Annotated in this window: 11 protein-coding genes; 4 read left to right on the top strand and 7 right to left on the bottom strand. The window is 42.3% G+C overall.

All coding sequences use genetic code 11. The annotated features are described in order from the left end of the window. Nucleotides 1-40 precede the first annotated feature (40 nt). On the top strand, nt 41-934 hold the full coding sequence (locus tag AWW68_RS08235) for an NAD(P)/FAD-dependent oxidoreductase (protein WP_068220769.1): 894 nt from the start codon (nt 41-43) through the stop codon (nt 932-934). Between the two features lie 77 nt (nt 935-1,011). On the opposite strand, the gene AWW68_RS08230 is transcribed toward AWW68_RS08235, so the two are convergent. The 7 genes from AWW68_RS08230 to AWW68_RS08200 all read right to left on the bottom strand — a co-directional run bounded on the left by AWW68_RS08230 (nt 1,012) and on the right by AWW68_RS08200 (nt 8,207). After that, nucleotides 1,012-1,611 (bottom strand): outer membrane beta-barrel protein, encoded by a 600-nt coding sequence (locus AWW68_RS08230; RefSeq protein WP_068219273.1) that lies wholly within the window; start codon nt 1,609-1,611, stop codon nt 1,012-1,014. Then, nucleotides 1,608-2,510 carry a flavin reductase family protein gene (locus AWW68_RS08225; protein WP_068219264.1) on the bottom strand — a complete coding sequence of 301 codons (903 nt, stop codon included), beginning with the start codon at nt 2,508-2,510 and terminating at the stop codon, nt 1,608-1,610. Before AWW68_RS08225 ends, AWW68_RS08230 begins: the two co-directional genes overlap by 4 nt. Then, a complete protein-coding gene (locus AWW68_RS08220) occupies nt 2,507-2,908 on the bottom strand; it encodes a DoxX family protein (RefSeq protein WP_068219262.1) in 402 nt (133 codons plus the stop codon). The genes AWW68_RS08225 and AWW68_RS08220 overlap by 4 nt, the downstream gene beginning before the upstream one ends. Nucleotides 2,909-3,008: 100 nt before the next feature. After that, nucleotides 3,009-4,280, bottom strand: coding sequence for a fumarylacetoacetase (fahA, locus tag AWW68_RS08215; protein ID WP_068219260.1), 1,272 nt, complete (start codon nt 4,278-4,280; stop codon nt 3,009-3,011). A gap of 96 nt (nt 4,281-4,376) precedes the next feature. After that, the gene (gene hppD, locus AWW68_RS08210) at nt 4,377-5,516 is read right to left on the bottom strand and encodes a 4-hydroxyphenylpyruvate dioxygenase (protein WP_068219259.1); all 1,140 of its coding nucleotides are present in this window, start codon (nt 5,514-5,516) and stop codon (nt 4,377-4,379) included. Between the two features lie 190 nt (nt 5,517-5,706). Continuing rightward, entirely contained in the window at nt 5,707-6,864 is a 1,158-nt protein-coding gene (locus AWW68_RS08205) for a homogentisate 1,2-dioxygenase (RefSeq protein WP_068219258.1), read from the bottom strand. Between the two features lie 116 nt (nt 6,865-6,980). Continuing rightward, a complete protein-coding gene (locus AWW68_RS08200) occupies nt 6,981-8,207 on the bottom strand; it encodes a Glu/Leu/Phe/Val dehydrogenase dimerization domain-containing protein (protein WP_068219257.1) in 1,227 nt (408 codons plus the stop codon). A 222-nt stretch (nt 8,208-8,429) separates the two neighbouring features. Here AWW68_RS08200 and AWW68_RS08195 point away from each other — a divergent pair, with 222 nt between their 5' ends. From AWW68_RS08195 to AWW68_RS08185, 3 genes are all read left to right on the top strand, one after another. After that, nucleotides 8,430-8,891, top strand: coding sequence for an Lrp/AsnC family transcriptional regulator (locus AWW68_RS08195; RefSeq protein ID WP_068219256.1), 462 nt, complete (start codon nt 8,430-8,432; stop codon nt 8,889-8,891). After that, the gene (locus tag AWW68_RS08190) at nt 8,892-10,241 is read left to right on the top strand and encodes a methyltransferase RsmF C-terminal domain-like protein (protein WP_068219255.1); all 1,350 of its coding nucleotides are present in this window, start codon (nt 8,892-8,894) and stop codon (nt 10,239-10,241) included. Between the two features lie 220 nt (nt 10,242-10,461). After that, nucleotides 10,462-13,146, top strand: coding sequence for a valine--tRNA ligase (locus AWW68_RS08185; protein WP_068219254.1), 2,685 nt, complete (start codon nt 10,462-10,464; stop codon nt 13,144-13,146). Nucleotides 13,147-13,163: the final 17 nt, after the last annotated feature.

Genomic DNA, 13,163 nt, shown 5'->3' with positions numbered 1-13,163 from the left:
TTGCTGATTTCTGAACTACCTTTGCTCAAAAGAGATGGGTATGAAGAACTATGAGGTAATTATTATAGGTGGAAGTTATGCAGGGCTTTCAGCAGCGTTGACGCTTGGTAGGTCATTGAGAAAAACACTAGTTATTGATGCTGGTCAGCCATGTAATCGCTTCACCCCTCATTCACAAAACTTCCTTACTCACGATGGAAGAAAACCTTCCGAAATCAGCGCAATTGCAAAGGAGCAAGTTCAACAATACAAAACGGTAGAGTTTTTGGATGGCATGGCCTTGAGTGTCGATAAAACACCTGAAGGTTTTACTGTAGAAACAGATCAAGGCTCTTTTAGCAGCAAGAGGCTTGTATTAGCTGCTGGCATTAAAGACATTCTACCCGATATTCCTGGAGTTGCCGAATGCTGGGGAAAATCGGTCATACATTGTCCATACTGCCACGGTTATGAGTTTCATGGGCAACCAACAGGTATACTAGCTAATGGAGAGAAAGCCTTCCATTATGCTCAACTCATTTCCAACCTCACCAAAGAGCTGACTATTTTCTCGAATGGCAAGCTTGATTTACCAGTTGAACAATTGGAGGCCATCAACCGCAATAATATCAACATTATTGAAACAGAGATCCAATCTGTTGTTCATGAAAATGGGCAGATCTCCAAAATCATTTTAAGAGACGGCAGTAGTCACACAATCAGTGCACTATATCATGGTCCTGAGTTCGAGCTAAACACTAATATAGCTCAAAGTCTAGGTTGCGAAATAGGAGAACATGGACTTATAGAGGTAGATCCCAAACAAATGACAACGGTACCGGGTGTTTATGCCTGTGGAGACGCATCTAACATGCGAGCCGTTTCAATCGCAGTATCTTCAGGAACTGTAGTTGGTTCTGTAATCAATTTCGACTTGATTCAGGAAGGGTTTTGATGTAATTCTACTTTAATCTAAAAAGCCTCAGAGATTTCTCTCCGAGGCTTTTTCATGTATAAAATTTCTATATCTGATTAGAATAATTTGAAACCCACTGCCAATAGCAACTGGCTTGGCCTCTCATCAGTAGAGAAAGTAGCGCCACCAGCAGTAATAGACTCTCCAAATCTCTCACTAAGAGAGCCTTCATACTTTAAGTCGATAACAAACTTTAAGAAGTCAACGCCTATCCCAGCTTGAAAACCAACAGTAGTATCGCTGTAATTGTCTTTGATATCCGTTACGGTTCCTGCAACATCACTTTCAGCACTAGTCAAAAAGCTGAATGATGGACCGGCATTTATTCTCAATGGTCCAAGCTTACCACCAATCATAACAGGGACATCTACTCTATTAAAGCTTAAATCTACAGTACTGGTATTTGTAGTCACCGTAGATTCAGTTTTACTAAAAAGTAATTCAGGTTGAACATATAAGCCAACAATAGGCACTTTCACTCTGGCAAATGCACCGTACTGAAAACCGAATTCAGCGTCTCCCGATTTTACATCTGCTACATTTTCTCTGATATCTAGATTAGTTGAGGTAATAGCCACTCTTGGTCCAAGAGTGAACTGAGCTGACGCACCAAAACCGATGGTCATCAACATGCATACAATTAAGAGTTTTTTCATTTTGTAGGTTTTTTAGGTGTTTGAAGAAGTGCTAACCACGCATTCTCCAGCTGATTATTTTCTAAAAATTTCTGCGCTAAGGTATGTAATGCATCTACAAAACCCGCTCGGTCATCAGAAAAACGTTGCCGTATTTCAACTATTTCATCAGTCTGAGAAAATGCCTCTACGGCATCAACTCCTGGTAGTTTTTCAATATTCCCTAATCTACCCAAGTTGTTGCCAGTAAGCACTGAACTATTACGGATTGCATCCGGTATCATGTCAACACCAATCCCCAAGTTTCTGTTTGGCTTAGGCAACTTAAAAATAGCATCACCATTTGCTCGACAGTACCAGTCGCCTCCCATTCTACCTACCAAATCTGCTTTGAAAGGGTCGGGCATTCCATCCTCACCTAACACCTCTTCTTTCAAATGAGCCAAAACAACCTCGCAAATAATCAGGTTTCCGGCACCAGGTTCATCACCCATATGCACTACTTCTTTCACCTTACACTCAAAAGCTGCAATGGCTTCTTTCACATAAGGAGGTTTCACCAATTGAGATTTTTCCTCTGTAAGCCCCGACTTCACGAACTCATTTACACCTTTCGGATATGCTGTGCTTGCCAAAGACATCTGCTCGACAATTGGATAGCTCACTATATTGATGACAATCTCACCCGTTTCCATAGCGTTGGTCAGGGTATGCTTTTTGGCCTTGTCTCGCGGTAATGCAGGAGAAAGAATAAGTGTACCCGGGTTAGAGCTAAACACATTAAAAAAGCTATAAGGAGCCAAGTTTACATTGCCTTGAGCATCTACTGTGCTGGCAAAGGCAATTGGCCGAGGCCCTATAACCCCCAGCATATAACCGTGAAGTTGTGGTTGAGAAATCTCTTTCGGATCTATAATCATTTGATGATTGAAAGTAGTTTAGTTTTTATGTCGTTGAAGTTCAAAATTACTAGAACCGCACAACTAATTAATACTGTAAGTGCTAAAGCGAATAAGTAACCACCATCGCCTTGCACCTCAATTCCTAAGCTAGTTAGGTGGAAAAATACAGCACCAGCCATGGCTCCAATGCCAATAAGCGCCCCAAGTCCGTACCATCTCGTAAATAGAAGAATGCCAGCAATCAACTCAGTGGTCCCTACCAAATATCGACCCCATGGCTCCATTCCTATTTGAGTAAAAATATAGACCGACTCTTCTGCACCCGTGAACTTAAAGTATAAGGTTTGAAGCATAATGAGTGCCGGCACTACACGTAACACCCAGGTGATGATTGTTTTGGATTTAGAACTGTTCATATCTATCAATGTTTCAAAAGCAATACGCAGTATTTCATTTCCAGATGAAATAGATTATCCGCCAGCCGACAACAATTGCAGATATGAACAATCTAACCAATTACTTGGCTGGTAAAACTTTGGCAGTTACCTCACCAAAGCCCACCCGAACACCGTCCTTTTCAGCGTGACCTCTCATAATTACGGTATCACCATCTTGAATAAACTTGCGTTCCGTTCCATCAGCCATTTTTACTGGCTCACTTCCTCTCCAAGTGATTTCCAACATGGAACCAAACTCTGGTTTGGTTGGCCCTGAAATAGTACCCGAACCATAAAGATCGCCCACCTGCATGTTACAACCATTGACTGTATGATGTGCCAGCTGCTGCTTCACATTCCAATACATGTACTTAAAATTGGAGTTAGAAACCACTGTTTCCTCAACTCCTTCCGGCTGAATACCCACCTGAAGCTTCACGTCAAAGTGTTTATCCCCTTCATATTTTAGGTATGGCAATACTTCTGGGTCTTGGACTGGACCAGTAACTGTAAATGGCTCAAGTGCGTCCATGGTAACAATCCATGGAGAAACATGCGAGGCAAAATTCTTGGCCAAGAATGGACCCAACGGCACGTATTCCCATTTCTGAATATCTCTAGCCGACCAGTCATTAAGCAGCACAAAACCGAAAATGTATTCATCAGCTTCGGCAGTACTTACTGGTTGACCTAGCGGATTCTCCTTACAGGTAATAAAGCCCATCTCTAATTCGAAATCGAGCAATCGGCAAGGCCCGAAAGACGGCATATCAGCATCATCGGCTTTCGTTTGTCCTTTTGGACGATGAAAGTCAGTACCTGAAACCACAATAGACGAAGCACGACCATGATAACCCACCGGAATATGTTTCCAATTAGGCATTAGTGCATTCTCTGGTCCACGGAACATAGTCCCCACATTGAATGCGTGTTGTTCCGAAGAATAGAAGTCTGTGTAGTTGGGCACCTGAATAGGCATACACATTTCTACTTCAGACTGTTCAAAGAAGGCTTCTTTTAATACCTCTGCATTATTCTTCAGCTCGGTATTTCCTTCTTCTAATAGGTCGGATATTTTGTTTCTTACCGCTCTAGTTTTGGCTTTACCCAATTCCATGAAGGCATTCAAAGTTGGCTGAGCGAAAATGTTCTCAGGCAAATCTAGTCCTTCGAAATAACCATTCTGCTCAAGCACCATTAGGTCGAGTACTTGCGTACCAATAGCGGTAGCGGCTCTTGGCCCTAGGCTATCTGTTTTGAAAATACCGAATGGTATATTCTGTATTGAAAAGTCTGAATTTGCAGGTACTTCTACCCAACTTTTAAGTTTTGGATCGTTTGCTTTGATCATATTTTATTCTTTTTCGTCATCCTCGCGCAGGCGGGGATCTCCAAATAACCTGAGAGATTCCCGTTTTCACGGGAATGACGTTCTAAATTAAACTTGCTACAGTGTTTGTCTTGCCTCTTGCTCTCTTTCAATCGCTTCAAAAAGCGCTTTAAAATTTCCTTTACCGAAAGACTGAGCCCCTTTTCTTTGAATTATCTCAAAGAACATAGTTGGTCTGTCCAAAACAGGTTTGGTGAAAATCTGCAGCAAATAGCCTTCATCATCCCTATCGATTAAGATGTTCAATTCCTTCAAAGGCTCAAGGTCTTCATCAATCTCACCCACACGGTCAAGCACATCGTCATAATACACTTCAGGAACTCGAAGAAACTCAACACCTCTCTCCCTTAGCTGAGCTACAGTTTCTAGGATATTATTAGTGGCCACAGCGATATGCTGAACCCCTGCCCCATTATAAAAATCGATGTATTCTTCGATCTGCGACTTCTTTCTACCTTCTGCTGGTTCGTTAATCGGGAATTTGATTCTTCCAGAACCATTGCTCATTACCTTACTCATTAAAGCAGTGTATTCCGTAGAAATATCCTTATCGTCAAATGAAACCAATTGCGTGAAGCCCATCACCTTCGCGTAGAACTCACACCATTTGTTCATTTCGCCCCAGCCTACATTTCCAACCATGTGATCGATATAGCGCAAGCCAACCTCTGAAGGGTTATAGTCTGATTTCCATTCTTTGAATCCAGGTAAAAAAGCACCTTTGTATTCTTTGCGCTCCACAAACACGTGAACTGTTTCGCCATAAGTGTGAATTCCTGAACGAACCACTTTTCCGTATTCATCTTCCTCCACTGTTGGTTCGAAGTAAGACTTAGCACCTCTACTAGTAGTTTCTTCCCAGGCTTTTGTAGCATCTTCTACCCAAAGGGCTACTACTTTTACACCGTCACCATGTTTATTAATGTGTGCATTGATATCGCCATCTTGCTTCAGCGGTGAAGTCAAGACCAACCTGATTTTATCTTGCTGAAGCACATAAGACACGCGATCCTTAACACCTGTCTCCAGTCCAGCATAGGCCACCGACTGAAAGCCAAATGCGGTTTTGTAGAAGTGAGCCGACTGCTTGGCATTCCCCACATATAGTTCTACATAGTCTGTTCCGTTAATGGGCAGAAAATCCTGCGCATCTTTAAATATTTTCTCTCCTGAATAGGTTACGTTCTCTGTTGCCATATTCTTTAGTTTACTGTTTTACTTTTCTTTTGGTCTGTTGGCACGAATACTACGACTAGTTTTATGCTCTAAGCTTTAAGGTTTTTATCCCAACCCTTCCCGAAACATCGGGAGGGTGAAAGATGAAGTTACGTCAATGATGAACTAAAGCCCCCTTCAGGGGATTTAGGGGCTCACCTTGAACCTTCAACTATTCCAACCACGATTTGTGGTAATCTTTATTAAGCATTTGCATGGCTGCTTCCGTTACTTTCAGCGGTTTGAAAGTATCCACCATTACCGCCAACTCTTCCGTTAACTTTTTACCCAGACTGCGCTCCATGGCTCCCGGATGTGGCCCATGAGGTATACCAGCTGGATGCAGCGTAATCATACCACGTTCAATATTATTGCGGCTCATAAAGTCTCCATCTACATAGTACAGCACTTCATCAGAATCGATATTGCTGTGATTGTATGGAGCAGGCACTGCCTCTGGATGATAATCATAAAGCCTTGGCACGAAAGAGCAAACCACGAACGCATCGGTCTCGAAAGTTTGGTGTACTGGTGGCGGCTGATGCACACGACCAGTTATTGGCTCAAAATCATGAATACTGAATGCGTACGGAAAATTATAGCCATCCCAACCTACTACATCGAAAGGGTGCGAAGCATAAACGTACTCATGAATCATCCCCTCCTTTTTCACCTTCACGACAAAGTCACCTTTCTTGTCATGCGTTTCTAGTTCAGATGGTGCTCTAAAATCGCGCTCACAGAAAGGAGAATGCTCCAAATGCTGACCAAACCAGTTACGATACCTTTTCGGGGTATACATGGGTCGGTGCGACTCAACAATAAACAGTCGATTCGCTTCGGTATCGAAATCTATCTGATAAATCATTCCACGAGGAATGAGTAGATAATCTCCATAAGAGAATGGAATATTCCCCAAAAGCGTTCTTAAAGTTCCGCTTCCTTCATGTACGAATAGCAATTCATCACAATCGGCATTTTTGTAGAAGTATTCTCTAAGCGATTTCTTAGGGGCAGCCAATACAATTTCGCAATCATTGTTGACCAAAACAGCTGTTCTGCTATCTAAAAAGTCTTCTTTTGGCTTTACATCGAACCCCTTAATTCCGAGCGAAAGCATGTTCTTATCGACCGCAATTTTTGGTGACACATCGTACGACTTCAGCACCTCTTTAACCTGTGTAGGTCTGTGATTATGGTATAGCAAAGACGACATACCATCGAAACCAATGGTGCCAAAAAGTTGCTCGTAATAGTAACCACCATCAGGTTTTTTGAAAGTGGTGTGCCGCTTGTGCGGTATTTTTCCTAGGCGATGATAAAATGGCATAGCTTACCTTTTATTAATTTTCACTTTACTCTTTCTGCGACTCCTCACTCCTATGATCCTTTCAAAGAGCTGAAGGAATCATCTCCCCCTTGGGGGGGACCGAGAGGGGGCTCAGCTCAAACCAGCTGCTCAAGTGAGTAGCCTAACGCTCTTTTTGATATTCCTGTACGGTCATTTGAAATATCGTGTACGTTCTTCAAGGCTTTGGCAATTACCTCAGAAGTATCGGCAAAAATTGCCTCATCGGTAAGCGCCACACCTCTCTGCATAAGATACGCAAAAACGCGCGCCATTCCACAGTTCGCTATGAAATCAGGCAAGACAGAAAGGTTACTATCTGCATACAAACCTGTCTCTCCAAAGAAGATTTCAGGGTCATTGAATGGAACATTGGCTCCACATGACACTACTTCTAAATTCGTCTTAATCATGCGATCGACCTGCTCTCTAGTGATTAGCCTAGAGGCAGCCGCTGGCACAAATATCTCGAAGTCTAAATCCCAAATCTGTTCGTTGATCTCGTCATAAGGAACCATATCATCAGCTACTAGTTGATTTCCTTTTCTATTGAGGAATAAGTCGCGAATTTCTTCGAAAGTGAAACCCTCTTGCTTCAAGACACCACCTTCTCTATCGATAATTCCGACAACCGAAACACCCATTTGTGCTAGATAGAATCCGGCTGCTGCACCTACATTTCCCCAGCCTTGAATTACTGCTCTCTTAGTTTTATAATCGCCACCCCAGATATCGTAGTAATGATGAATTGCCTCTGCCACACCATAACCTGTGATCATATCCGCAATCTTGTACTTGCGGTTCACGTCAGGAGAAAAAAATGGATTTTCAATCACTTTAACCACGCCATTTCTTAGCTGACCGATTCTATTGATTTTTGAAGCCTCATTGGGCTTAAAGTGGCCGTTGAAAACACCTTCCTGAGGATGCCAGATTCCAGCTTCTTCGGTCATCGAGATTACCTCGTGTACCTCATCTACATTCAAATCACCACCAGTACCATAGTAGAACTTCAACAATGGGCTTACAGCAGTAAACCATCTGCGGAGCACTCCCTCTTTCCTAGGGTCGTTTGGGTCGAAATTGATACCCGATTTAGCACCACCTATCGGAGGACCAGACACAGTAAATTTCACTTCCATCGTTTTGGCGAGCGATTCTACTTCTCGCTTATTCAAGCCTTTTCTCATCCGGGTTCCGCCACCAGCAGCACCTCCTCGTAAGGAGTTGATCACTACCCAACCCTCTGCCTCAGTTTCCTGATCTTGCCATTCAAAAACAATCTCAGGCCGCTTATTCTCAAACTTTTCTAATAATTCTTCCATAGGTTAATTGATGCTGTTCCGAGTACTTGTCATCCCTCCGAAGGCAGGAATCCCCAACTCATACTTCAATACACTATTACAAATCTATGTAGAAGTTGAACCTGCTGTATTATTCCCCCATCATTGTTCTCATAAACAGACTATCATTCTACAAATCATATACAAAAAAGAATAAACACATTTTCTTTTGCTAAATTTGAGCTTGAACTAGAATAATATTCTATGCTTAAGCTAGACGCTGTTGACATTAAGATATTAGAAGTACTTCAGGGCGATGCTCGAATTACCACCAAGGCTTTGGCCGATCAGTTGAACCTCTCCACTACTCCCGTTTTTGAGCGAGTGAAGCGACTGGAAAGAGAGGGACTGATTAAGAAATATGTGGCCCTAGTCGACAACAAAAAACTTGGCTTACGACTTATTGCTTTCATATCCATCAGCCTTACAAAACATTCACGGTCTTATCTTGAAAAGTTTGTAAACGAGGTAGAACAATACCCTGAGGTAATGGAGTGCTACCATATTGCTGGCAACTACGATTTCCTGCTAAAAGTAGTGGTGCGAAGTATGGAGGTATATGAAACATTTGTGCTTACCAAGCTTTCTACTATTGCCAATTTAGGTCAGGTTCAAAGTTCTTTTGTACTTTCAGAAAACCTTCACACAACGGCTTACAAGATTTAAATGATTCCAGCAGAATTTCAATCCAAAATCCAAGAACTACTTCCTTCTGAAGCCGAAGCTTTCTTTCAGTCCCTTGACACTGATTCTCCAACCAGCATTCGCTTCAATCCATTAAAAAGTTATTCTAGTAAGTTAGGTGGTGAAAAAATCCCTTGGGCTGACAATGGTATTTATTTGTCAGAGCGTCCATCATTCACCCTAGATTCTGCGTTTCATGCCGGAGCCTATTATGTACAGGAAGCAAGCTCCATGGTATTGGAGGAGGTTTTGAAACAGGCGGTAGATTTAGAGGAAGACATTTTTGCGCTTGACCTCTGCGCTGCTCCAGGAGGAAAGAGCACCCACATTCAAAGCTTGTTGAGCGAAGGCAGCCTATTGGTTTCCAATGAAGTCATTAAAAGCAGAGCGAATATCCTTTCCGAAAACATCACCAAGTGGGGCTTGCCTAATACAGTAATCACCAATAATGATCCTTCACATTTTGATAGGCTGAACATACAATTCGATGTAATCGTGGTGGATGCACCCTGTTCGGGAGAAGGACTTTTCCGCAGAGAACCCGAGGCTATGAACGAGTGGAGCCCTGAAGCAGTCAAGCTTTGTGCAACTCGTCAGCAACGTATTCTGGCCGATATTTGGCCAGCCATAAAACCGGGAGGTGTGTTGATTTATTCCACCTGTACCTACAATTCGCTAGAAAATGAAGAAAATCTTCAATGGTTAAATGAGCAACTAGATGCCGAAGGTATTTCTATTAACCTTAATAATGACTGGGGCTTTACCGAAACAGAAACGAACGGCATTAAGGGCTTTCATGCCTACCCACACAAAGTAAAAGGTGAAGGTCTCTTTATTGCCGCAGTTAGAAAAACGGAAGGGCGTGAGAAAAAACTTAGAAAGCAGAAGAAGCCGATGAACTTCGCTTCGAGACAAGAGATTGACAGCATTAAACCTTGGCTCATGAACCCAGAAAAGTTCGATTTCATCAAACACAACGACTTGTTCATAGCCTTGCCGAATCATTGGAAAGAGGTGATTCATGACATCAACTCTAACCTCTACATCATTTCAGAAGGTATTAACATTGGCAGACTAAAAGGCAAAAAACTCATACCTAATGAAGCTTTGGCCTTTTCAACCGAATTAAATTTAGAAAAAGCCTCAACCTTCGAGCTCAACCTTGAAGAGACCTTAAACTACCTGCGCAAAGAGAGTTTCGACTTTGAATCGATGCCCAACGGCTGGAACCTGATCACTTACAAAGGACTCGGACTTGGTTGGGCCAATCGCATTCAGCAAAGAGTGAATAACTACTATCCTACGAATTGGAGAATTAGGATTAGTTCATAGTTTTAAGTTCAATGTTCTAACTCGGATTTGACCCCGGCCCTAAAGGGTGAGAGATAAAGCCTGTTCCCCAGATTAACAAAAGTCCCCTTCAGGGGATTTAGGGGTAAAAACATAGAACTTAAAACAATAAACCTTAAACAGACGAATCTTCCGTCTTCCATCTTCCGTCTTCCGACTTAATACTCTATTTTTGCACCTCAATTTTAAGTAGTACACTTTTATGTCACTTTCAAGTAAATACGAATCGCAAAAGGTAGAAGACAAATGGTATCAGCATTGGATGGATAAAGGCTATTTCAAAGCCAAAGTCAATCCGGAAAAAGAGCCATTCACAATAGTCATTCCGCCTCCAAACGTGACGGGTGTATTGCACATGGGCCACATGCTCAACAACACCATTCAGGATATTCTTATTCGTAAAGCCAGAATGGAAGGCAAGGAAGCCCTTTGGGTTCCGGGTACCGACCACGCATCGATTGCCACTGAAGCTAAAGTGGTGAGAATGCTTCGCGAAAAGGGAATCAAGAAATCGGACCTTTCTCGCGATGAGTTCATGAAATACTCATGGGAATGGAAAGAAAAGTATGGTGGAATTATCCTTGAGCAGCTTAAGAAATTAGGAGCATCTTGTGACTGGGATCGCACTGCGTTCACCATGGACGATGCTTATTATAAGTCGGTAATTCGGGTATTTGTTGACCTTTACAAAAAGGGCTACATCTACCGTGGATGGAGAATGGTAAACTGGGATGTTGAAGCCCAAACCACGGTTTCAAACGAAGAGGTAATCTATGCCGATAAAGAAGAAACTTCAAAACTCTATAAAGTTCAATATAAGATAAAGGACTCAGACGAGACGCTAGTTATAGCAACACAGCGCCCTGAGACCATTATGGGTGACACTGGTATTGCCGTTAACCCAAAAGATGAGCGCTTTAAGCACCTCATCGGTAAGATGGCTATTGTTCCTTTCGTAAATCGTGAGATTCCGATTATTGGCGATGACTATGTAGACATTGAATTCGGAACTGGTTGCCTGAAAGTTACGCCTGCACACGACCCGAATGACTACGAAATTGGTCAGAGACACAACCTTGAGGTAATCGACACCATCAATCTTGATGGCACATTGAATGAAAAGTGCGGAGTTGAAGCCTATATTGGAATGGAGCGCTTTGCTGTTCGTAAGCAGATTATCAAAGACCTAGATGAAGCAGGTATTATGATGGGCTTTGAGGAGTTCACTACCAAAATCGGTCGTTCTGAAAGAACTAATACAGTGATTGAGCCGAAGCTTTCGCTTCAGTGGTTCATCAACATGAAAGATATTTCCAAAACAGCCCATGAAGTGGTAATGAATGACGAAGTAGAGTTACTTCCATCGAAATTCAAGAACACCTACAACCACTGGATGGAAAATGTACGCGACTGGTGTATTTCTCGTCAGCTGTGGTGGGGGCAAAGAATTCCAGCTTACTTCTATGGTAAAGGTGATGATGACTTCGTAGTTGCAGAAAGCTTAGAAGAAGCCATTCAATTGGCCAAAGAAAAGTCTGGCAACCAAAACTTAACTGAAGCAGATTTACACCAAGATGAAGATGTACTAGACACATGGGCTTCATCATGGTTATTCCCTATGTCTGTTTTCGATGGCTTCAATGACGACTGCTGGGACAAAGAAACGGGCAAAATCATCAAAGGAAAGAATGCAGACTTGGACTACTTCTACCCTACTTCGGTATTAGTAACTGCTCCTGAGATTCTTTTCTTCTGGGTAGCCAGAATGATTATTGCTGGTTATGAATACACTGGTGAAAAACCATTTAAGCACGTATACCTAACGGGTATTGTTCGCGATAAGCAGAGAAGAAAAATGTCTAAGTCATTGGGCAACTCACCTGATCCGTTGGACTTGATTAAAGACTATGGAGCAGATGCCATTAGAACGGGAATGTTATTCTCTTCTCCTGCCGGAAATGACTTGTTGTACGATGAGAAACTAGTAGAACAAGGAAGAAACTTTGCCAACAAAATTTGGAATGCCTTCCGTCTGGTTAAGGGCTGGGAAGTTAGCGGCAACTCAACTCCAGGTGAGAATACAATAGCTATTCAGTGGTTCGACTCTAGATTTAATGAGACATTGGCTGAGATTGAAGACCATTTCAGCAAGTTTAGAATTTCAGATGCACTAATGGCTACCTATAAGCTCATCTGGAACGACTTCTGTTCTTGGTACCTAGAAATGATTAAGCCAAACTATGGTGAACCAATCGATCCAGCAACTTATGAAGTAACGCTCAACTTCTTCGAGAAGATCATGAAGGTATTACATCCTTTCATGCCATTTATATCGGAAGAAATTTGGTCTGAAATGAGAGACAGAGCGGAAGGTGATGACATCATTGTTTCTTCTTGGCCAGTAGTTGGAAGTACCGATTCAGGACTAACAAAGAATGCTGAAGTGGCTTTTGAACTGATCTCACAAATCAGAAACGCCAGAAGTAGCAAAGGCATTTCGCCAAAAGACTCTCTTGATCTATACATTAAAGCGAACGAGCAGGAGGCTTATCAAAGATTTGCAGGCACCATTAAAAAGCTTTGTAACATTGGAGAACTGAAATTCACTGAAGAAAAGATTGACAACTCATTGAGTTTTGTAATCAAATCGGATGAATTCTACCTACCACTACCTGAAGGTTCAATAGATGTAGAGGCTGAAAAGGAGGAAATCACTAAGGAATTGGAGTACACCAAAGGCTTCCTCAACAGCGTAATGAAAAAGCTGAGCAACGAAAAGTTCGTCAATGGAGCTCCTGAGCAAGTAGTGGCCAATGAGAAGAAGAAGCAGGCCGATGCCGAATCTAAGATTAAGGTCTTAGAAGAGAAATTGGCTTCACTCGGTTAGAAAAGAGAAACTTGAGA

The organism is Roseivirga spongicola (assembly GCF_001592965.1).
Taxonomy (GTDB): Bacteria; Bacteroidota; Bacteroidia; order Cytophagales; family Cyclobacteriaceae; genus Roseivirga; species Roseivirga spongicola.
This window is presented reverse-complemented; position numbering and strand designations above follow the sequence as displayed.